A 21,586-nucleotide genomic window follows, 5' to 3' on the forward strand; every position below is an offset into this window, starting at 1 on the left:
TTTAATTAAACATTAAACTGATCGTAACGCAGCTTACATTTAAATAGCAGCTAAAAATTCAATAATATAACCTCTGGTTTTTTTATAAAACAGCTTAAACCATGCTTAGCCAAACAAGTCAAATCTTTTGGTTGTCAACACCTTAAGGCAAACATGAAAGATTTTTACTATATCCTTGGAGTAAACCCCAAAAGTACGTTGCTCGAAATTATCGAAGCATATGAAAAGCTTTCGCCTAAGTTTGACCCTGTACTTAACGGGCACGATAGCTTTTACACAAAGCAGTTTAACGAAGTTAGGGAGGCATTTAATGTGCTGACCGATCCTGTTAAGCGAAAACAATATGACGAGCAGTTAAAAGCATTGAACAGCGCCACAATACCAGCCCCGTTAAAAAAGAATATTGCTAGCAAAATCACTCCCAAAATCGATATTACGTTTAGTATTATCCTGATATTGCTTACCGGGGTGTTTGGTTCTTACGTTTACCGGTCGGTGTATCAAAATGTTAAAAGAGCCCCTGTTATTAGTGAGCCTTTAGTTAGCGCGCCGCCTGTTGCCCCATTAGTGATCCATCATAAGCAAAAAAGGCATATCAGAAACAAGGCCCTATTAGTTGCCCCTACCAACTACATCAGTAAGACCATAACGGTTGCCGCGATGCCCGAAGAAAATCAACCTCCGGTTGCCTATCCTGCAGCAAAAGTTACCGCACCAGTTACTTATGCAGTATCCAAACCTGTTGTTGTTGCTAAGCCAATTGTCACTTCTAAGCCTGCTGTTATTGTCAAACCTCAGTCTCAGGCGATAATTAACGAAGAAAGATTAAACGAGGCTGAAGTTAGAGCAAATGAAACTGGTTTAGTTTACCTGCGGGAGTACGCACAGTTTGGTGCCCCTGTTATTAAAACGCTTCAGGACCATTCGAAAGTAGTTGTACTTGAAAAGGGCAACAAGTATTACAGAGTGCAGGCAGATGATGTTGTTGGCTATATACCCAAATGGGCTATAAAACAAGCTGAGGCGGAAAACGGCTTCTGACGTATTGTAATTTGAGGTTTTACTGTAAAGCTACGCAAAAGAAAAAAGCGAGGTTAAGTACCTCGCTTTTTTTACTTATAAGTATTTTTCGCCAATAAGATTAAACTGCCTTAGCCTCGTCGTGCTTCTGGACGGTTTCGCGCAGGTATTTTAAGAAAGGCTCTGCAAACTCTTTTCTGCGTAATGCAAAATCAACCGTAGTTTTCAAAAAGTCCAGTTTGTTGCCGATATCGTAACGTTTACCTTCGATAGTGTGTGCGTATAAACTTTCGGTTTTTAATAATAGCAACATGGCATCGGTTAACTGAATTTCGTTACCCTTACCCCGCGGTGTTTTCTCTAACGACTTATAAATCTCTGGTGTTAAGATGTAACGACCGGCGATAGCCAGGTTAGATGGTGCTTTATCGGTAGCCGGTTTTTCAATCAGCTGATCCAGCAACATCAGCGTATCAGACAACTTTTCGCCGCCTACAATACCGTAGCGTGATACTTTATCAAACGGAACCGTTTCAACAGCAATTACGGTGCTTTGATATTGTTCGTAAATATCAATTAACTGCTGCGTAACTGGAATTACAGAATCGATGATGGTGTCGCCCAGTAATACAGCAAAAGGCTCGTTACCTGTATGATGACGTGCGTAATAAATGGCATCGCCTAAACCGTTAATTTCTTTTTGACGGATGAAGTGAATGTTTGCCATATCAGCCAGATGACGAATCTCGTCATACATCGCATCTTCCTTCTCCTGTAAACGGGCCTCCAATTCAGGATGACGATCAAAATGATCCTCAATAGCGCGTTTACCTTTACCCGAAATAATCAGGATATCTTCAATACCCGAATCAACTGCTTCCTGAACTACGTACTGGATAGTGGGGGTATCAATAATAGGCAGCATTTCTTTGGGAGATGCTTTAGTTGCCGGTAAAAACCGGGTACCTAATCCTGCAGCGGGAATAATAGCTTTTTTTACCATGATATATTATATAAGGTATGGTTTTATAACTCTTGAATTTATTTTTTTAAGTGAATATACCAGTCGTTTCAGCATCTCGTCATCTTTATATATGCCGATGATGGAGCCACCAGAGCCGGTAAATGTAGCCGAGGCGCCGCAAGCGCGAGCAGTGTTAATCAGCTCCATATTACTATCGCTAATGTTCATAATTTCGCAACGGTAATCAAAGTTCTGGTTAATAGCCTGGCCTAAACGGTCATAATCTCGTGCCATAATAGCGTCTCTGCCCTCATCAGCCAAAGCAGCTATTTTACTTAATGTTGAGATAGTGTGCTCATCGCCTTTGTCGTACTTTGATCGGATTTCGTTAAGTACCTTGCCTGATACTTTGCCTAAGTCAGTTTTGTAAGCAATGTACAGTTTAGGCAGCAAAGCAGGATCAATCGGTGTGTATATACCGTGCCCATGGGTTTGTATTTGTTCTTTATTAAAGTCCATATGTACGCAACCTTCGTAGCACTGTATAACGCGGTCTTGCAAACCGGCATTAATGCCCATTTCCTGGGTTTCGGCTTCTAAAGCCACGGTAGGCAACTCGATTAACGGAATCTCAACTTTGTAAAATTGCATCAGGGCACGAAGCGTAGCAATAACTATAGCGCTTGAGCCCGCCAAACCCACCTGACGCGGGATGGTAGAGTGATAACGTAATGTGAAATTTTTAGATAACCTTATACCCCGTTGATCACAATAGTCACAAAACTTTTTGATGGTAGCTTTAATAAGCGGAATACCACCATTATAACCAATAAGAGATACGGTATCTTTTAAGTGATAAATATTCCTGAAATTGCTACTGTCAGCCTCCTGCGGCTCAATAGTTAATTCGGGCGATTCGTAAAGCAAAATTTGGGCACCAAAGTTTTTTACAATCAGGCTTACTGTTTTACCAAAGTAGCCGTCTGATGGGTTGCCTAAAAAGCCGGCCCGTGCATAGGCCCTGGAGTCGATCATAGGGATGTTTAAACGTTATGATAAGTATATTGTAAATGTGCGATACTCAGCATATGAGATATACCGAGTAAATATAGAACAAAGGTTTAGTAAATAAACCAATAATCAGGACTGTGCAGGATATTAATTAACGTTAAACTGCATAGCCCTGATTACGTCAAGACGAAAGCTTTGCAAAGAGCTATTTTAGCTCATGAACAAAGGAACTACGTGACGCTCGTATAAATTTTCGGTCACGTTTTTAGCTACAATGTCTCTATATTTTTTCAAGGCAGCATAATAGCGGTCACCGTTTTCGCCGGCAACTTTGTAGGCAACATGCAACATCTGCCTGAAATCAGGATTAAAGTCGGGGTGTTTTTGATTATGGCGCAGCGAGTTGGCAAATTTTTCGCCGCTCCAATCTTTCACTTCATCAGCACTTGGCAAACGGCTTTCCTGTACGTCAATAACCGTAGCGTACGGTACACATAGTTCGTCGAAACGGCCTAATGCATTAATGTAAATTTCTTTGGCTAACTCCAAAGCTTCGTTGCCCGCTTCGGCCAAGCCAATCATTTCTTCCAGCCAGGTAGTACCTGCGGTTTTTAAATGGATGCCTACATCATGCTTTTTCATCAACTCGTTGATGGGTTGATAAATCGAAAACTTGTCACTTCCGGAGTGCACACTCAGTTTCAGATTTTCGGGCAAACCAAATTCTTTAATTGCTTGCCTAATTACCAATATATCTTCTTCAAATTCTTTAGCAAACTGCTGTAAATTACCAACGTAATCAACACCTTTGTTAAAACGACCGGTAAATTTAGGGGCAATAGTTTGCGCCTTAATTTCGAAATCGGCCAGTGCACTCAGGATAAAAAACAACTCCACCGGCGTTTGCGGATCGTTCACCTCATCCATCGAAACCTCGGCAATAAAGTTATCATCTCCTTTAACAGAGGCAATATGTTTATACAGTTTGCCAGCCTCTATAGCAGCCAGTAAAAATTTGCTGGCTACGTCTTGCAGCATGGCTTCGGTAATTTCAAATTGCTGCTCAATACCCGGAATGGACAGGCTACCAATGTATTTTTTACGACGCTCAACAAAAGCCTTAATTTCTTCTTCGGGTGCGGGCTTACCAATATAGTCAGCAACGTCTAAAGTAAAAAAGTCCGAGCTGCCGATAAAACCGTCTACAGTAGCCAGGGTGATATGATCGGCATCTACACGATAGGAATCAGCCCAGCCTAAAGCTTTAACTGCTGCATCGGCTTCAGCACGCAACTCAGCTGGTTCGGTTTTAACGGTTTTGTGTTCGCGGTTTGATTTATTCCAGATGGGGGTAATGTTTATACCTTGGTCTTTAGCCTTCAGAATTGCTTTAAGCTGAGCTTCGCCTTGATGTGCAAAGCGGTCGCCCATACCGAAGGAAAATTTTTCGATTTTCATAGTGTGAAAGGAGTTTAATGCTGGTTTTTAAGGAATCAAAATATAGAAAACGCCAACAAATTACATAGAACAATCAATAGTTTTTTAAAAAAGAGGCATTAAAAACAAAGAATTTATCAAAATCGGCTTTGCAATCGATTGATATTTTACTGCCACTGGTTGCCCTTTTAAATTATACTGATACAACAAAAAAGGAGAAGCCTTTCGGCCTCTCCTTTAAACAACATAAACTTATAAATAAAAACTAAAGGACTTGTATTTTTGTGCTATTGCCAGCCGCCGCCAAGCGCCTGATAGGCGTTAATGCGAGCATTGATTTGCTGCTTTTTGGTTTCTACCAATTCAAATTTAGCCTCCAACGCATCGCGTTGGGTTAGCAGTACTTCCATATAATCTGCCCTTGTTGATCTGAACAAATCATTAGAAATATTGATAGATTGCGACAACTTTTGCACCTGCTGCGATTTTAAATTGTAGCTTTTTTCGAGGTTGCCAATGTTTGACAATTGGTTGGCTACCTCCATATAAGCATTCAGGATAGTACGCTCGTAGTTAAATACTGCTTGTAACTGCTTGGCATTCGCGGTGCCGTAAACAGCTTTAATAGCATTTCTGTTTACTAATGGTGCTACCAAATCTCCTCCTATTGAATATAACAACGATTCTGGAGTGCGTAACAGATACGACGGGTTAAACGCCTGGTAGCCTATGGCTGCTGATATACCCAATGATGGATAAAACTGCGCCTTGGCCACCTTTACATCCAGTTTTGAAGCGGCCAGGTCCAGCTCGCTGCGACGGATATCCGGCCGGTTGGCCAGCAGTTGTGATGGCAAACCTGATTTAATATCTGCCAGCGGCAAGTTATCAAATGAATGAAAATCGCGCTGGATAGGTTGCGGGTACCGGCCTAACAAAAAGTTAATCCTGTTTTCAGTTTCGGTGATTTTTTGCTGTATGCCGTACTGCAAACTCTGAGTGCTTAACACCTGTGCCTCAAACCGTCGAACAGCCAGTTCGGTAACCCGGGTAGCCTCTTTTTGTATCCTTACTATTTTAAGCGCATTGTTCTGGATGTCGATATTCTTTTTAACAATATCCAGTTGGTTGTCTAAAGCCAGCAATTCATAGTACGAATTGGCAATCTCAGCAATCAGGTTAGTAACCATGAAATTTCTGCCTTCTACGCTCGAAAGATATCGTTCAACAGCGGCCTTTTTAGCGTTCCGTAATTTATGCCAAATGTCAACCTCCCAGGTAGCATAGGCTGCAAGCAGGTAGTTAGGCAGCGGATCGGGCATTTCCTTTCCGGGCTTAATCTCGGTAGTTGCCTCGCTGGCACCACGGCTGGTATACCTTGCTACTTTATCTAAATCGGCACCGGCTTTAACGCCTACAAAAGGCAGGTACTCCCCTCTCCTAGTTTGAATTTCGTTTTTACCGATTTCAATTTCCTGCAAAGTGATATTTAGTTCCTGGTTATGTTTAAGTGCAGTATCAATCAGGCTGTTTAAATTCTGATCGTTAAAAAATGTGTTCCAGGTTACCTTAGCCGTATTGGTGCTATCGGTTGCTCCATCGGCATTATAATTTGCCGGTACCGTCTTATTTTCATTACGCTGAACCAATGGCGGTATTTTACAGGCACTGTATACTACCGACAGGCAAGCAATTCCTATATATTTATTGATTTTACTTCTATTCATTGTGATTAGCGTTCTCGGTTACTAAGCTTTCCTCTTTGGATTTAAAAAACCAAAGCTTTCTTTTCTTCTTTTTGGTGTGGGTAAAATCTTCTGACAGCGGCACCTGATCTTCGTCCTGAATAAGTTTACGACCGGCAGCCAGCGACCCGAATATGTAATACAGGCCCGGCACAATGATTACGCCGAACACCGTACCTAACAACATACCACCTGCCGATGCAGCACCAATAGTACGGTTACCTAATGCACCAGGCCCTGTAGCAAACAGCATGGGTATCAAACCAGCCACAAAGGCAAACGAGGTCATCAAAATTGGGCGGAAACGTACTTTTGCACCCTCAATAGCCGCCTCTAACACGGTAGCGCCCTGCTGGTGCTTTTGTGCCGCGAACTCTACAATCAGTACCGCGTTTTTACCTAATAAACCAACAAGCATTACCAAACCTACCTGTGCGTAGATATCGTTAGACAAGCCCATTATTTTTAACAGGAAGAAAGCCCCGAACACACCGGTAGGTAATGATAAGATTACCGCTAACGGAATAATGAAGCTCTCGTACTGAGCTGCTAACACAAAGTAGACGAACACTAACACCACCAAAAAGATGTAAACGGCCTCGTTACCACGGCCAACCTCATCTTTAGATAAACCAATCCAGTCGATGTCATAACCGCGTGGCAATGTTTCTTTGGCCACTTGCTGAATTACTTTGATGGCCTCGCCGCTACTATAGCCCGGCGCCGGTGCGCCGTTAATAGCCGAAGCAGTGTACATGTTAAAACGGGTAATTTCGTTCAGGCCCTGCTTCTTCTTAATTTTCATGAAGGCAGAATAAGGCACCATCTCGTCGCGGTTATTTTTAACATACAGTTTTAGCAAATCTTCGGGCAATGCACGGTACTCTGGCGATGACTGTACATAAACTTTAAAGAAGTTACCAAACCTGATAAAACCCTGCTCGTAAGTACTACCAATCAGGATAGAAAGGTTATTCATGGCCTTGCTGATGGTTACCCCTTTTTGCATGGCTGCCTTGTTATCAATCTCCAACTCGTACTGCGGGTAATTAGCCGCGAAGAAAGTAAACAGACCGGTTAGCTCTTTACGCTTTTTAAGGGCGGCCATAAATTCGTCGTTTACTTTACCAAAGCTGGCATAATCGCCAGAATTGGTTTGGTCGAGCAAACGCAGCGAAAAACCACCCGCAGCACCATAGCCAGGTACAGCCGGCGGTTCAAAAAACTCAATGGTAGCACCCGGTATTACACGCGCCTTTTCTTCCAGCTCCTGCACAATCTCGTTGGCAGAATGCTTCCGGTCCGACCAGTCTTTTAAGTTAATTAAACAGGTACCGGCGTTTGAGCCACGGCCTTCGGTTAATACCTCATAACCTGCCAATGCAGATACCGACGCCACACCATCAACTTTTTCGGCTATTTTTTGAAGCTGACGGGCAATGTCGTTCGTTCTTTCGAGCGTTGAACCCGGAGGAGTTTGGATGATAGCGTATACCTGGCCCTGATCTTCATTCGGGATAAAGCCCGTTGGTAGTGAGTTAGATGTAAACCAAATGCCGGCACAAAACGCAATTAGCATAGCAAACGTTACCACTCGTCTGCTGGCAATACTCCTCAGCAAACTGGTATAGCGTCCGGTTACCCGGTCAAACCAGCGGTTAAATCCATCTAATCCGCGATCAACAATGGTTTTCTTTTGCGGCTGACCGTGATGGTTTTTCAAAATCATGGCACACAATACCGGTGTCAACGTAAGCGCCACAAAACCCGAAATTACAATGGAGGTAGCCATGGTGATGGAGAACTGCCGGTAAAAGATACCTACCGGACCGCTCATAAATGCCACAGGCACAAACACCGCCGTCATCAAAAAGGTAATGGCAATAATGGCCCCGCTTATTTCTTGCAGTACTTCTTTGGTTGCCTTATAGGGCGACAAATGATCTTCGGCCATCTTGGTGTGCACTGCCTCGACGACGACAATCGCGTTGTCTACCACAATACCAATAGCCAGTACCAACGCAAATAAAGTAATCAGGTTAATGGTAAGCCCAAACAGCTGCATAAAGAAGAATGCACCCACCAAAGATACCGGAACCGCCAGCGTTGGAATAAGCGTTGAACGCCAGTCGCCCAAAAACACAAACACCACAATAGCCACCAAAATAAAGGCTTCTACCAGTGTATGGATTACTTTTTCCATAGAGGCATCTAGGAAGCTGGATACGTCATAGCTGATCTGATAGTCCATCCCCGGCGCAAAAGAGCGCGACTTGATTTCTTCCAGTTTAGCTTTAACTTCTTTAATTACGTCGCTGGCGTTACTGCCGTAAGTTTGTTTCAGGGTAATGGCCGCAGATGGGTGACCATCCATGTTAGAGTAGATATCGTAAAACTCACTACCAAGTTCTACATCAGCAACATCTTTCAGGTACAGTATCTCGCCGTTTTTATCAGCCCTGATAATTACGTTTTTATACTGCTCAGGCTTATCGTAACGGCCGGCATATGTCAACACATACTCTAATGACTGTGAACGTTTACCGGTACTTTGACCTAAACGACCAGGTGAGCCAATAATACTTTGCTGCGACAAGGCTTCCATCACCTCATCGGTTGATACGTTGTAAGCGCGCATACGATCTGGCTTAAGCCAGATCCGCATGGCATACTGGCGGCTACCTAATATTTTAGCGCTACCAACCCCCTTTAAACGGCTTAGCTCAGGTATAATGTTTACCCCGGCAAAGTTGTACAAAAAGTTTTCGTTGGCTTTAGGGTCTTTACTGTAAAGGTTAACATACATCAGCATGTTAGGCGAGGTATAACTCACTACCAAACCCTCGCGCTGTACCAGCTCGGGCAAACGGTTAGTTACCTGCTCAATGCGGTTTTTTACGTTTACTACCGCCTGGTTGGGGTCGGTTCCTAAATCAAATACGGCCTGTATGGTAGCCTCGCCCGCACTGGTTGCATCCGAGGTCATGTACTTCATTCCGGGAGCACCGTTAATGGCTTTTTCCATCGGGATGAGTACTGAGTTAACCAACACGTCGGCACTGGCGCCCGGGTAGGCAACGTTTACCACCACCATTGGAGGGGCGATAGACGGGAACTGCGAAACCGGAAGGGTTTCGATGGCCAGCACCCCCATAAATATAATGACCAGCGACAGTACTATTGCAAGCACCGGTCTTTGCATAAATTTATTAAACATGGTTGTTTAGATTTAATCTGGTGGATTATTCTGCCGGTAACCTAAGCTGACCGATTACAGATTTCATGTTCTGGAATTCGTAGTTGATCTTGTCATTGTTGGTAACCTTTTTCAGGCCTTCCAGCAAAATTTTATCATCAGGAGATAATCCGGCGGTTACTTCGTACAAATCGTTCATGTCGGCGCCGATGGTAATTTCGCGGGCCTGTACACGACTGTTTTTATCAACCACGTAAACGTATTTTTTTTCCAGCACTTCAAATGTTGCCTTTTGCGGAATTAAAAGCGCTTGTTTAAGCGGAACAATCATTTGCACGTTACCAGTTTCGCCATGGCGTAACAACCCTTGCGGATTAGGAAAAGTAGCTCTAAAAGGAATATTTCCGGTTTCGTTATCAAAGTCGGCTTCGATGGTTTCAACCACGCCAGGGTACTGAAACACTTTATGATTAGCCATCAGCAGTCTTACTTCAGGCTTTTCTTTTTTATTTTCGGTCTTATAATCCAGATATTCAGCCTCGGGCACGTTAAAGTAAACCCACATTTTGCTGTTATCAGCCAGGGTAGTCATTAAGTCGCCTTCTTCAATCAGGCTACCAGGCCGAACTTGTAAACGGTCGATATATCCATCGAAAGGCGCAGTGATGGATAAGAAGCGCAGGTGAGTTTGGCTCAATGACAACTCGGCCTTAGCTTTATTTAACTTAGCTTTGGCCATGGCCAATTCGTTAGGTGCCACAATATTACTGTCTCTCAGCTTTTTGGTATTTTGATACTCAATTTGCGCCAGGTTAACTTCGGCTTGCGTTTTCTGCATTTCGGCGCCTAAAACCTTGGGCATAATTTGAAACAATAGCTGACCTTTTTTTACGAACTGTCCTTCGTCAACAAAGCTCTTTTCGAGGTAGCCGCGCTCCTGAGCTCTGATTTCAATGTGACGAATGGAACGGATTTGGCCAACATACTCGTTAACCACAGTGGTGTCCATTTTTAACGGACTGGTAACTAAAAGTTTAGCGTCGGCTTCTTTTTGCTCTTTTTGTTGTTTACAGCTTGTATGTAGCAATAAGGCACACAAACCCATAAACACGAATTGTACTTTCATGACAGTTTGGGAAATTTAATTAGGATTTTGAAATTGTTTTTAACGAGGGTTATGATCGGGAAACACGATGTGCTACTTTATGATAGCCAGCAACGCATTTTTAGAAAAAAACAATAAATAGAAAATTACTCGGCGATAATGATACGCCGATAAAAAGAGCAGAATCAGATTCTGAAAACCCGGAAGGTAATGTATAATTTAGAGGTAGGGAATACCGAGAGAAGGCAGTGTGAAGGATAGGTAAGGTTGATATTTTTACTTACCTCTTCGTACAACTGCGCCGAAAAATGCGGATTGAGGAAATCGCCTTTAGCTTGAACTTTACGATGATTGACCGTTTCGTCATTGTCATCCTCCACGTTTTCAACTAAAGTACGGTTTCGGCTGCTTTTGTACTGGCGAAAATATTGCAAGTCAGATCTTGTTTCGACTATGCTGCTTTTTACCTCGGTTGAACTTCTTACGGCATGAGATACAATGAAGTGACTGCTTTGCCATAAGCTGGCATAAGCCATGCTATGCCCGCACAGCAGTATCACCCCAAGGGAAAGAAATAATTTAAATAACCACTTCATTCAGTGCGCAAAGTAAACAAAAGATTAACGCAATGCAAAAGACGTAATTATTTTGTGGAAATGTTTCGGATTTGTAAACGCAACGTAAATACAGCTGCAACTTTTTTATTACAGAATACTATTTAATATAATTTAAATTACTAAATTTTGTACTTAATTTTCTGAAAATGAGTGCATTGAATACTTATACTACGCAAGCAAAAAAGTAAATACGATAAAAATAAAAATGGCTTAGTTGCAAACATTTTCTTCTAAAGTTGAGCATTTAGAATACTTATTCGACGATTTTAGAGCAAAAACGCAGATTTTACTTGCAGATAAATTTATTTCAAAACTAAACCCAATAAAAAAAGTCATTGCAGCACTCAGGCTACAATGACTTTTTTACTACCGTTTAAAATCAGTTTTTCAACTCTCTTACCCAGATGTTACGGAAACTTATGGGTTCGCTTTTATCACCATGAGCCTGAAGCTTGATAGACGCTGCACCATGTTTAATGGAGTAAGAGGGCTGCCCAATATACTGTGTAGGCCCGCGAAGCTCCGTGTTGTTTTGCACAATAATACCGTTAAAGGCCACTGTGATACGTGCAGGCGTTTTTAAAGAGCCATCTTCGTTAAAAACGGGTGCCAGCCAGTTCACATCATAAGTCTGCCACTCGCCGGGCTTCCGCGAAGGATTTGACAATGGAGGAAATTGTTTATAAATGCTCCCGGCCATTCCGTTAACATAAGTTTTGTTTTCGTACGAATCGAGCACCTGCAACTCATATCCAGGATCGCCTTTGCCTAACGACGCTAAAAATATACCGCTGTTGCCCCTGGCCTGCCCCTCGCCGGTGATGTTGGCGGGTATGCGCCATTCAATATGTAATTGGTAGCTGGTAAACAGCCGTTTGGTTTCGATGTTACCACCGGCTTTATTAACCGTAAGCACATCGCCTTTAACCGTCCAGTTGGCGGGCTTATCGCGGTCGGCGTTTGATACCCATTCATTCAGGTTTTTACCGTCAAATAATATGACTGCATCGCTTGGGGGTGGTACGCTTAAGTACTTTCCGGGCATAACTTTTACCGGAACCGGACTCCATACCTCGGTATCTTCGGGTTTGGCACCCTGCTGAGCAAATGCCGAATACGATGCGCTCATCAACAACGTTATTAATATTCTTTTTGCATTCATAAGTCGTACAATTTATACCAAAAGCTTATTGCGTAAATAATTACAACTTTCAGTTATACTTACATAAGGGTCTATCTTAAAATTCTCCTGCTCTACGATGTAATGCTTTATACCCGCCAGTTTAGATTTAGCAAAAATCTGCTTAAAGTTAACAGAACCTTTACCTACTTCGGTATTTAGCTTGCTGTCTTGCTTGTCCATGTCTTTAACGTGTACCATGGCAAAGCGACCCGGATACTTTTCAAACCATTTTACCGGATCTTGTCCGGCACGCACCACCCAGTACAAATCCATCTCGAAGCTAACCATCGCAGGGTCAGTTTCTTTTAACAGCACCTCGTAAAGTGTAGTACCATCAATCGGCATAAACTCAAAATCGTGGTTGTGGTAGGCCATTTTTAAACCTGCGGCCTTAACCCTCTTAGCAGCCATGTTTAGTTTGGCGGCAACGTTTTTTAAATCAGCACCTGTTTTACGGAACTTTGCGTCAACATAAGGCATGGTGATATACTGATGCCCCAATATCTTACCGGCCGCTACAGCATCATCCAACTCGTCAAACTTACCTTCACCCAGCAACATATCCATACCATAATGGCCACTTGGCGATTTAAGCCCATGCTGGTCTAAAAGCTTCTTAAATTCGACTGGTTTCAATCCCCAAAAACCGTTTTGTTTACTGTAACCAAAAACCTCCACTTCTCTATATCCGGCTTTGGCAACTTTGGCAATTGCGCCGCGCACATCTTTAGGTAACTGTTCGCGTAAGGTATATAATTGTATGCCTGCCACATGGTTACTGGCAGCCAGCGACAACTTGGGTAATAAAGTAACTCCGGCGCCAATGAGGCCAGCCTGTGTTAAAAATGCTCTTCTATTTATCATGGTCCTGTTGGTCTATATTTTACGGCTGATGTTAAACATCACATATCTGCACACATTTTTGCAATGAGGCTAACTTATCAGTTGCCGTTGGTACAAATTCCTGCGCTACATAACCTTTAAAGCCGGTAGCAACAATCGCTTTCATAATAGCCGGATAGTACAGCTCTTGGGTACTATCAATTTCGTTACGACCGGGTACGCCGCCGGTGTGGTAGTGGGCAATGTACTGGTTATATTGCTTAATATTGGTAATGATGTCGCCCTCGTCAATCTGCATGTGATAGATGTCATACAGCAGTTTAAAGTTTTCGGAACCCAGCTTTTTGCACAGTTCGGCGCCCCACCAAGTACGGTCGGCCTGGTAATCCTTATGGTTTAACTTACTATTCAAAAGTTCCATAACCAACACTACTTTATGCTTTTCGGCCAATGGCATCAATTGCTTTAGGCCGGTTACGCAGTTTTCCCATCCCTCCTCATCGCTCTTACCACGCTTATTGCCGCTAAAACAAATTAAATTAGTGTAACCTGCTTTAGCTACCAGCGGTATCATCTCGCTGTATTGCTTAACCAGCGTTTCGTGGAACTTCTTGTCGTTAAAACCATCAACGAGGTTAATTTCGGCACCATTGCACATCGATGAATGTAAACCATATTTTTTTAGTGTGTCCCACTCCTTAGGGCCTACTAAATCAATAGCTTTCAAGCCTATTTTTTTCCCTTCGGCGCAAAGCTTGTCCAAGGGTATATCACTATAACACCACCGGCAGGCGGAGTGATTGATGTTGCCTTTAAGCGACGTACTTTCTTCGGACGGAGCAGCCTGCGTTTGATTCATATTTATTAAGCCTGTTGCCGACAAGGCTGCGGTACCTGCCAGCAGGTTTTTAACAGCTGATCTGCGGTTGGTTGCCATTATAATTTTAATTTAAAGGTATGACTGTGTAAAATGTATCGTGGTTTAAAGGCTAAGCGTACCCGTTTCGTCAACGTAAGCGGTTGAAGTTTTGGCTTGACCGGGGCGCTCTTTAAATAACAGTAAAAACAGCACAAGTACAACGGCTGCTATGCCGGCTGGTATTAACCATATTTGCTGCCAGTTATGTGCGTTAGCCCCTGTTTTATACGAGTCTACAATAGGCCCCGATATGGAGAAACCTATCAGCATCCCCACGCCGTAAGTAGCCAGCGTAATAAAGCCCTGCGCTGCACTTTTAAAGCGTTCGCCCGCCAGGTTATCGGTGTAAATCTGACCGGTCACGAAAAAGAAATCGTAACAAATTCCATGCATTACGATGCCCATAATCAGCATCCAGTAGTTGGATTCGATGTTACCGTAAGCGAAAAACACATAGCGCAGTACCCAGGCTAACATACCTACTGCCAGCATTTTTTTAACCCCAAGGCGAACAAAAAACAAAGGCATCAGTGCCATAAATATCAACTCGGATACCTGCCCAAAGGCCTGCTTACCCGCAGCGCCCTGCATACCCACTTCGTTAAGGAAGGGGTTAGTAAAGTTATAGTAAAATGCCAGCGGTACACAAATTGCTACCGATGCCAGGAAGAATACGAGGTACGAGCGGTTTTTCAATAAACGGATAGCATCCAAGCCTAAAATATCGCTAAGCGACGTAGCCTGTTCTTTTTTAACCGGAGGCGTAGCTGGTAGCGTGAAACTAAACAGCCCTAATATAAACGAAGCTATAGAAGCGGTTTTCAACGTTAATGCCAGCGAACCTGTTTTTTCCCAACCCAACCAGCCAATAGCAAAACCTGCCACGATCCATCCCAAAGTTCCTAATACCCGGATAGGCGGAAACTCTTTGCTTGGATTGGTCATTTGCCTGAAAGATATGGAGTTGACTAACGCGAGCGTCGGCATATACACAATCATGTAGAGCAATACATAAGGGTAAAAGGCAGAAAAATCGGCGGCTGTCGAACTTAGCCACAGCAGTGCACCACCAATAAGATGCAATACCCCTAAAATTTTTTGCGCAGAAAAATATTTATCTGCAATGAGCCCAATGATGAAAGGCGCTACAATAGCGCCAATAGATTGTGTAAGATAAGCTACCCCCACCTCAGTGGCACTGGTTTTTAAATTGGTGAGCAGGTAGGTACCTAAAGTAACAAACCATGCCCCCCAGATAAAAAATTCCAGGAACATCATTACCGACAACTTTATTTTTACCGATGCAGTCATGATGGGTTATTTTACGGTGAGTATATATTTGACGATCTCGCGGGCATCATCTACCGAAATCATGGGGTGCGGCGACATGGCGATATCGCCAAAGCTGCCTGCACCGCCTTTAATTATTTTGTCGGCCAGTTTATCGACGTCGCCCGAATTATATTTTTTAGCAACCTCTGCATATGATGGGCCCACTAGTTTATCATGTTCTTTGTGGCAAGCCAGGCAATCAGATTTGGCAATCAGCGCAGCACCTTTAGATGATGATGCGTTGGTAGTGCCGGTATTTTCGGTACCGATGCCACCCGTAGTGTCCTGAATGGCGTTGCTATTTTGCGCCACGGCCGACTGGTTGTTGCCGAGGGTGGTATCAGCGCTTACTTTATCTTGTTTTTGGCCGCCCCCGCAGGAGGCAATAACGGCAACCGTAAGGCTTATTGATGTAATTAAAAATGCTTTTTTTATCATAGGTGATGAAGATTTTAGAGTCCTAATATTTTTTTATTGAGGGATGCGTCTGTACCCGACGAGGCAAAGTCGTCAAAAACACGGTCGGTTACCCGGATGATGTGGTCTTTGATAAATTGTGCGCCTTCGCGGGCACCGTCTTCGGGGTGTTTAAGCGCACACTCCCATTCCAGCACCGCCCATCCCGGAAAATCATATTGGGCCATTTTACTAAAAATCTGCTTAAAATCGACCTGGCCATCGCCCAGTGAGCGGAAACGACCGGCGCGGTCAATCCAATTTTGGTAGCCGCCGTAAACGCCCATCCTGCCACTTGGGTTAAACTCGGCATCTTTAACGTGCATCATTTTGATGCGTTCGTGGTAAATATCAATGTACTGCAGATAGTCCAGGCATTGCAGTACAAAGTGCGACGGATCGTAAAGTAGGTTAGCCCTGGGATGTTGATTTACGCGGTCCAAAAACATCTCGTAGGTGATACCGTCGTGCAGATCTTCGCCGGCGTGTATCTCGTAACATAGATCTATACCGCACTCATCATAATAGTTGAGTATTGGAGTCCAGCGGCGGGCCAGTTCATAAAAAGCCTCGTTAACTAAACCGGCAGGGCGCTGCGGCCAAGGGTATAAATATGGCCAGGCCAATGCACCGCTAAAAGTTACGCTTGAACTTAAACCCAGATTTTGTGAAGCTTTGGCTGCGTATTTAACTTGCTGTACCGCCCATTGCTGGCGGGCCTTCATATCCTGATGATATTCGACAGGTGCAAAGCCGTTGAACAACTGGTCGTAAACCGGGTTTACGGCAACCAATTGCCCTTGGGTATGGGTGGATAATTCGGTAATCTGTAAACCGGCTTCCTGAACAATGCCGTTCAAGTCGTCAGCGTAAGTTTTACTTTCGGCGGCCTTTTGCAGGTTGATGAAACGCGCATCGCCGGTGGGCAGCTGCAGGCCTTTGTAACCTAAGCCTGCCGCCCATTGGGCAATCGACTTCAAATTGTTAAAAGGGGCATCGTTGCCTATAAACTGCGCGATAAAAATTGCCGGACCTTTAATAGTTACCATAGTTTAGATGTTAAATGGTGTCCACTTTTGTTCTGATTTACCCGAAGCAATTACATTTTCAATAAAGGCCATGCCTCTTATCCCTTCCTGTATGCCAGGATAGTCCATCTGCTCTGCGGTAGGCTTGTCCCCTTTTGCTTTCGCTTTTAACGTTTGTGCAAAATTCCGATACAGGTTAGCAAAAGCCTCGAGGTATCCTTCGGGATGACCGGCGGGTGTGCGGGTGTTATAGTTGGCGAAGCTGCCGTTGTAGGCACCACCGGTACGCCATATCTCGCTCGGTTTACCGGCGTAGCGCACTATCAGGGAATTGGCATCGTCCTGCTGCCATTCCAGGCCTCCGGCCTCACCGTATATCCTTATTTTAACATTATTTTCGGCTCCGGTAGCTATCTGGGTAGCCATTAAAACGCCGCTGGCACCGTTGTCAAACTTTAACAATACGGCTCCGTCATCATCCAGTTTGCGGCCTTCAACCACGGTATTGATATCTGCACACAGTTGGCTTACACTTAATCCGGTTACGCACTCGGCCAAGTTAAAGGCATGCGTGCCGATATCGCCCATAGCCCCTGCTATACCGCTTTTAGATGGGTCGGTGCGCCAGGCGGCTTGTTTATTGTCTTGGTTACCTTCTTCAAAGGCACTTAACCAACCTTGCGGATATTCTACGTACACTTTGCGTACCCGGCCAATTTTACCCTCGGCTATTAACTGCCGGGCTTGCTTTACCATCGGGTACCCTGTATAAGTATGTGTAAGGCAAAGCGATTTACCGGTACGGGCTACCACCTCTTCCAGTTGTTTAGCTTCGGCTAAGGTAAATGTTGCGGGCTTATCAATTACCACATCAAAGCCGCTCTCGAGGGCCAGTTTAGCAGGCTCAAAGTGTACGTGGTTAGGGGTAACAATACTAATGACCTGCACCCGTATATGTTCGGGCAGTGCTTTTTCCTGATCAATCAATTCATGGTAGGAGTTATAAACCCGGCTTTCTGCTAAACCCAGCGCCAATCCGCTGGCTTTAGATTTGGCGGCATCGCTACTAAAAGCACCGCAAACCAATTCATACTCATCATCAATGCGTGCGGCTATGCGGTGTACAGCACCAATAAAGGCCCCCTGACCGCCGCCTATCATTCCAAGTCTCAATCTCATTATTAATATTTTAAGCCAGGGCCCAGGCTTTGTCACCTTTCATATACGGATAGTCGCCTATATATTTACCCGGAACCGGAACATAACGCAATGCTTTAGTGCATCCAACTTCTGAGGTGAAGTATCCCAGTAGTGTCAGCTGCTTAAGCATGGTAAAGTAATGATTAGGCGCATCTTCCTTTTTGGTTTTGCTGTATTCTTTTTGCTCTTTATCCAGCTCATTAAGCAAGGCAGTACGCTGACCGTCTTCGGCTTTCATGAAACCCTTATCGAACTTTTTAACGCAGGCTTCGTCAAGTTTTTTCAAGCCTTCTTTAAACACTTTCTGGTCGTTGGTGTCATAGCAATCGCGCACCATAATAGCCATAAAACCACCAACATTAGCCGCAGCTGCACCCGGCGTTGCTGTTTGCGGCAAAATAGTTTCGCCTATCTGGTTCATGTAAGCTACTGTGTCTTTATCTAAAAGGTCGTCTGTATCAAAAGAACTGCCGCTTTTACATCCCGATAAAAAGAACTCGGCTCCGATAACCGTACCGCCAAACAGTAAGGCTACCCGGTTTATTGCTTCTCTCCTGTCCATAGGTTGATGGTTAGATATTCATTTTTTTGAGTTCAGAAACTGCATGATTGGCCGCACGTGCGGTAAGTGCCATGTAGGTAAGCGATGGGTTCTGGCAGGCCGAAGACGTCATGGCCGCCCCATCAGTTACATAAACGTTTTTGGCATCCCATACTTGGTTAAACCCATTTAATACTGATGTTTTAGGATCGCGCCCCATACGGGCAGTTCCCATCTCGTGGATGCCTTTACCAAGTACAGCTTCGTTTTGATACTTATTAATATTTGTTACGCCTGCGGCTTCCAACATTTCGGCTGCGTCGTTCATCATATCAATACGCATTTTCTTTTCGTTGTCGCGTACTACGGCGTCAATCACCGGAACCGGCATACCCCACTTGTCCTTTTTGGTTTTATCTAACCACATGCGATTTTCGTGGTAAGGCAGCGTTTCGCCAAAACCACCGATACCCATGGTCCAGGCGCCCGGTTCAGTCAAGGCTTCTTTAAAATCTGCGCCTATATTCATTTCCGGGATGTTACGGCTCCAGCGCTCGCGGCCGGCACCGCCCTGGTAACCAAAACCGCGGATGTAATCGCGCTTCTCGCCATTAAGATTACGGTAGCGCGGTACATAAATACCATTGGCCCTGCGACCATAATAATATTTGTCTTCATACCCATCAACTGTGCCCGAAGCGCCCACATTAAGATGATGGTCCATAATATTATGCCCTAATGCACCACCGCTGCTACCCAAACCTTCGGGCCAAACATCGGTAGCCGAATTCATGAGTATAGCCGCTGTGTTAATTGTTGAGGCATTAAGGAATATAATTTTGGCGAAGTACTCGTAAGTTTTATTGGTTTCGGCATCCAGTACCTCTACGCCTTTAGCCAGTTTGGTATCTTTATCGTAAATCACCTTTACCACAATACTCCATGGCCGTAAAGTAAGGTTACCTGTTTTTATGGCGGCCGGCAAGGTAGCTGATTGCGTACTAAAGTAAGCGCCGTATGGGCAACCTAACCAGCATTTGTTACGGTACTGGCAGTTTACCCTACCCTCGTGCGGCTGCGTGATGTTGGCCGTACGACCAATGATCATGTGCCGGTTACCTTTATAATGTTCTTTGAGGCGTTTGGCTACGTCTTTTTCAACCACGTTCATTTCCATGGGTGGCATAAAGTCGCCGTCGGGTAAAATCGGAACGCCGTCACGATTACCAGAAATACCTGCAAATTTTTCTACATAGCTGTACCAGGGTGCCAAGTCGGCATAGCGGATAGGCCAATCTACAGCGATACCGTCTTTGGCGTTGGCTTCAAAATCGCTGTTGTGCCAGCGGTAAGACTGCCTTCCCCAAACTAACGAGCGGCCACCTACCTGATAGCTCCTAAACCAATCAAACGGTTGTTTTTCAATGTAAGGGCTGTCTTTGTCGCTTGCCCAGTAATTAAGGTTGGTTTCGTTAAGTACATAATCACGCTTGAGTACAGGATAGTTTTCTATCATCTGTTGCGTGCGGTTACCCCGGTGCTCAAATTCCCAGGGAGCTTTGTTAGCGTTTACATAATCTTTGATGTGCTCAATGTTACGTCCACGTTCGAGTAGTAATGTTTTTAACCCCTTCTCGGTTAATTCTTTGGCGGCCCAACCACCAGAAATACCGGAACCGACGACAATTGCGTCATAAGTATTATCTGCCATATAAAGGTTTATTGGTTATAATTGGTCATGAAATGCCTTTGCAAATCATCAGAAAACACACACTAAGTACTGAGCTTAATACCTCGTCTTTCAGGCGCTTCTTCTCACGGTAAGCGCCTTACTTACATTATTTCACCTTATTTAGCAAAAGCTCGAAATCAAAAGGTCACTTAACAAATATATCTTTTTATACTTAATTGCCACCTGATGTTAATTTTTTTTATTCTGGTAGTTAAAATTGCAAAGATGATTTACCGATTGGGTTAAAACAAAAATGCCGGCTTTTGGCCGGCATTTTTGTTATGATTTATTTAGCATGGTGTTATACAGCACCTTGCCTTCGTAGTTAATTACCCTGACTGCCATTTTTTCGGCACTTACCGAAAAATACATAAAGCCGTTTTCGGAAGCCTGGAATTTACTGTACTGCGTACCAGGCGTAACAGCAGTTAACTCAGACCCTGCACCTGTGATAAAAATATTGGTAGGTCCCTCGGGTTTTAAATGCTGCAGCGAATGATCGTGCCCAGCGAGGTAAACATCCACTTTGTTTTTTTCAAAGATATTGCTGATCGCTTTGCGGATAGTTAGCGTATCATAATTTTTTGCACGCGGGCCGGCAGTATAATAAGGATGATGCCCCACCACAATTTTCCATTTCACGTCTGCACTTGCCTCGCTCAGTGTTTTATTAATCCAAGCCAGTTGCTTTTGAGGTTCCTGATCTTTAATATCGTAAATGATGGGTTGCGTATCAATCATTAAAAACAAGGCTTTGCCTTTGCCCTCGCCCAAGGATACTTCTTTGCTGTAATAACGCGAAGGCATATTCCACCGGCGGCTTACTTTTGAGTAACGTATTTGCGCGTCAGGATCAGATACATAATCATGGTTACCTAACACCGGAAACCAATCAACCTGTAAAGAATGCGCAGTGTAAACGTTTTCGAAATTGTAATGCCATAAAGGATCAAGCTCGCTAATAACGCCTTTAGGATACATGTTGTCGCCAACCGAAATGATAAAATTGTTAGGATTGGCCTTTCCCCAATCGCCCATTTGTTTAGCCACTTCTACCTGATTGTACTCGCCGTTACGGCCCCAGTCGCCAATAGCCATAAAGTTTAATGGATAACCGTTGGTTAAACCAGCACTTGCCGAAAGGTCTTCGCTTTCAATGTATGTTACCTGCTCTTCGGCCAAACTTTCTAAAGGAGCAATTAGCGAAGCACCTAAAGCTGAAAGCGTAGTGCCTATTACAAAATCTCTGCGTTTCAT

General features: G+C 44.0%; 18 protein-coding genes. 1 reads left to right on the forward strand and 17 read right to left on the reverse strand.

Going from position 1 to position 21,586, the window contains the following annotated elements; translation table 11 throughout:
- The first annotated feature begins 153 nt into the window (after positions 1–153).
- Entirely contained in the window at positions 154–1,041 is an 888-nt protein-coding gene (locus tag AAGR14_RS16190; protein WP_342645281.1) for a DnaJ domain-containing protein, read from the forward strand.
- A 100-nt stretch (positions 1,042–1,141) separates the two neighbouring features.
- Here the strand turns inward: AAGR14_RS16190 and galU are convergent, their stop codons facing one another.
- The 17 genes from galU to AAGR14_RS16275 form a co-directional block, all read right to left on the reverse strand.
- A complete protein-coding gene (galU, locus tag AAGR14_RS16195) occupies positions 1,142–2,023 on the reverse strand; it encodes a UTP--glucose-1-phosphate uridylyltransferase GalU (protein ID WP_342645282.1) in 882 nt (293 codons plus the stop codon).
- Positions 2,024–2,029: 6 nt separating this feature from the next.
- On the reverse strand, positions 2,030–3,019 hold the full coding sequence (locus tag AAGR14_RS16200; RefSeq protein ID WP_342645283.1) for a hypothetical protein: 990 nt from the start codon (positions 3,017–3,019) through the stop codon (positions 2,030–2,032).
- A 186-nt stretch (positions 3,020–3,205) separates the two neighbouring features.
- Positions 3,206–4,453, reverse strand: a complete 1,248-nt coding sequence (locus AAGR14_RS16205) for a tagaturonate epimerase family protein (protein ID WP_342645284.1) — start codon at positions 4,451–4,453, stop codon at positions 3,206–3,208.
- Between the two features lie 266 nt (positions 4,454–4,719).
- Positions 4,720–6,159, reverse strand: coding sequence for an efflux transporter outer membrane subunit (locus AAGR14_RS16210; protein WP_342645285.1), 1,440 nt, complete (start codon positions 6,157–6,159; stop codon positions 4,720–4,722).
- The gene (locus AAGR14_RS16215; protein WP_342645286.1) at positions 6,152–9,394 is read right to left on the reverse strand and encodes an efflux RND transporter permease subunit; all 3,243 of its coding nucleotides are present in this window, start codon (positions 9,392–9,394) and stop codon (positions 6,152–6,154) included. The genes AAGR14_RS16210 and AAGR14_RS16215 overlap by 8 nt, the downstream gene beginning before the upstream one ends.
- A gap of 25 nt (positions 9,395–9,419) precedes the next feature.
- On the reverse strand, positions 9,420–10,499 hold the full coding sequence (locus AAGR14_RS16220; protein WP_342645287.1) for an efflux RND transporter periplasmic adaptor subunit: 1,080 nt from the start codon (positions 10,497–10,499) through the stop codon (positions 9,420–9,422).
- A 164-nt stretch (positions 10,500–10,663) separates the two neighbouring features.
- On the reverse strand, positions 10,664–11,074 hold the full coding sequence (locus tag AAGR14_RS16225) for a hypothetical protein (protein WP_342645288.1): 411 nt from the start codon (positions 11,072–11,074) through the stop codon (positions 10,664–10,666).
- Positions 11,075–11,474: 400 nt separating this feature from the next.
- Positions 11,475–12,224, reverse strand: a complete 750-nt coding sequence (locus tag AAGR14_RS16230; protein ID WP_342645289.1) for a DUF1080 domain-containing protein — start codon at positions 12,222–12,224, stop codon at positions 11,475–11,477.
- Positions 12,225–12,269: 45 nt separating this feature from the next.
- A complete protein-coding gene (locus AAGR14_RS16235) occupies positions 12,270–13,142 on the reverse strand; it encodes a sugar phosphate isomerase/epimerase (RefSeq protein WP_342645290.1) in 873 nt (290 codons plus the stop codon).
- A 31-nt stretch (positions 13,143–13,173) separates the two neighbouring features.
- Positions 13,174–14,058 carry a TIM barrel protein gene (locus tag AAGR14_RS16240; protein WP_342645291.1) on the reverse strand — a complete coding sequence of 295 codons (885 nt, stop codon included), beginning with the start codon at positions 14,056–14,058 and terminating at the stop codon, positions 13,174–13,176.
- 45 nt (positions 14,059–14,103) lie between these two features.
- Complete coding sequence (locus AAGR14_RS16245) at positions 14,104–15,351, reverse strand: nucleoside permease (RefSeq protein ID WP_342645292.1); 1,248 nt, start codon at positions 15,349–15,351, stop codon at positions 14,104–14,106.
- Positions 15,352–15,357: 6 nt separating this feature from the next.
- The gene (locus AAGR14_RS16250; protein ID WP_342645293.1) at positions 15,358–15,810 is read right to left on the reverse strand and encodes a c-type cytochrome; all 453 of its coding nucleotides are present in this window, start codon (positions 15,808–15,810) and stop codon (positions 15,358–15,360) included.
- A 14-nt stretch (positions 15,811–15,824) separates the two neighbouring features.
- Positions 15,825–16,877: a sugar phosphate isomerase/epimerase gene (locus AAGR14_RS16255; protein WP_342645294.1), complete on the reverse strand. Its 1,053-nt coding sequence runs from the start codon at positions 16,875–16,877 to the stop codon at positions 15,825–15,827.
- Between the two features lie 3 nt (positions 16,878–16,880).
- Positions 16,881–18,035, reverse strand: a complete 1,155-nt coding sequence (locus AAGR14_RS16260; RefSeq protein WP_342645295.1) for a Gfo/Idh/MocA family oxidoreductase — start codon at positions 18,033–18,035, stop codon at positions 16,881–16,883.
- A gap of 10 nt (positions 18,036–18,045) precedes the next feature.
- A complete protein-coding gene (locus AAGR14_RS16265) occupies positions 18,046–18,618 on the reverse strand; it encodes a gluconate 2-dehydrogenase subunit 3 family protein (protein ID WP_342645296.1) in 573 nt (190 codons plus the stop codon).
- Between the two features lie 10 nt (positions 18,619–18,628).
- Complete coding sequence (locus AAGR14_RS16270) at positions 18,629–20,308, reverse strand: GMC family oxidoreductase (RefSeq protein ID WP_342645297.1); 1,680 nt, start codon at positions 20,306–20,308, stop codon at positions 18,629–18,631.
- 300 nt (positions 20,309–20,608) lie between these two features.
- Positions 20,609–21,586 (reverse strand): tartrate-resistant acid phosphatase type 5 family protein, encoded by a 978-nt coding sequence (locus AAGR14_RS16275; RefSeq protein WP_342645298.1) that lies wholly within the window; start codon positions 21,584–21,586, stop codon positions 20,609–20,611.

Source organism: Mucilaginibacter sp. CSA2-8R (genome assembly GCF_038806765.1).
In the GTDB taxonomy this organism is placed as follows: Bacteria; Bacteroidota; Bacteroidia; order Sphingobacteriales; family Sphingobacteriaceae; genus Mucilaginibacter.

Bases quoted from the DNA above. Each gene is read 5' to 3' on its own strand.
- AAGR14_RS16250 (WP_342645293.1), bottom strand. From the start codon at position 15,810: ATGATAAAAAAAGCATTTTTAATTACATCAATAAGCCTTACGGTTGCC.
- AAGR14_RS16255 (WP_342645294.1), bottom strand. From the start codon at position 16,877: ATGGTAACTATTAAAGGTCCGGCAATTTTTATCGCGCAGTTTATAGGC.
- AAGR14_RS16190 (WP_342645281.1), top strand. From the start codon at position 154: ATGAAAGATTTTTACTATATCCTTGGAGTAAACCCCAAAAGTACGTTG.
- AAGR14_RS16200 (WP_342645283.1), bottom strand. From the start codon at position 3,019: ATGATCGACTCCAGGGCCTATGCACGGGCCGGCTTTTTAGGCAACCCA.
- AAGR14_RS16235 (WP_342645290.1), bottom strand. From the start codon at position 13,142: ATGATAAATAGAAGAGCATTTTTAACACAGGCTGGCCTCATTGGCGCC.
- AAGR14_RS16245 (WP_342645292.1), bottom strand. From the start codon at position 15,351: ATGACTGCATCGGTAAAAATAAAGTTGTCGGTAATGATGTTCCTGGAA.
- AAGR14_RS16230 (WP_342645289.1), bottom strand. From the start codon at position 12,224: ATGAGCGCATCGTATTCGGCATTTGCTCAGCAGGGTGCCAAACCCGAA.
- AAGR14_RS16215 (WP_342645286.1), bottom strand. From the start codon at position 9,394: ATGTTTAATAAATTTATGCAAAGACCGGTGCTTGCAATAGTACTGTCG.
- AAGR14_RS16265 (WP_342645296.1), bottom strand. From the start codon at position 18,618: ATGGACAGGAGAGAAGCAATAAACCGGGTAGCCTTACTGTTTGGCGGT.
- AAGR14_RS16225 (WP_342645288.1), bottom strand. From the start codon at position 11,074: ATGAAGTGGTTATTTAAATTATTTCTTTCCCTTGGGGTGATACTGCTG.
- AAGR14_RS16240 (WP_342645291.1), bottom strand. From the start codon at position 14,058: ATGGCAACCAACCGCAGATCAGCTGTTAAAAACCTGCTGGCAGGTACC.
- AAGR14_RS16220 (WP_342645287.1), bottom strand. From the start codon at position 10,499: ATGAAAGTACAATTCGTGTTTATGGGTTTGTGTGCCTTATTGCTACAT.
- AAGR14_RS16275 (WP_342645298.1), bottom strand. From the start codon at position 21,586: ATGAAACGCAGAGATTTTGTAATAGGCACTACGCTTTCAGCTTTAGGT.
- AAGR14_RS16260 (WP_342645295.1), bottom strand. From the start codon at position 18,035: ATGAGATTGAGACTTGGAATGATAGGCGGCGGTCAGGGGGCCTTTATT.
- galU (WP_342645282.1), bottom strand. From the start codon at position 2,023: ATGGTAAAAAAAGCTATTATTCCCGCTGCAGGATTAGGTACCCGGTTT.
- AAGR14_RS16205 (WP_342645284.1), bottom strand. From the start codon at position 4,453: ATGAAAATCGAAAAATTTTCCTTCGGTATGGGCGACCGCTTTGCACAT.
- AAGR14_RS16210 (WP_342645285.1), bottom strand. From the start codon at position 6,159: ATGAATAGAAGTAAAATCAATAAATATATAGGAATTGCTTGCCTGTCG.
- AAGR14_RS16270 (WP_342645297.1), bottom strand. From the start codon at position 20,308: ATGGCAGATAATACTTATGACGCAATTGTCGTCGGTTCCGGTATTTCT.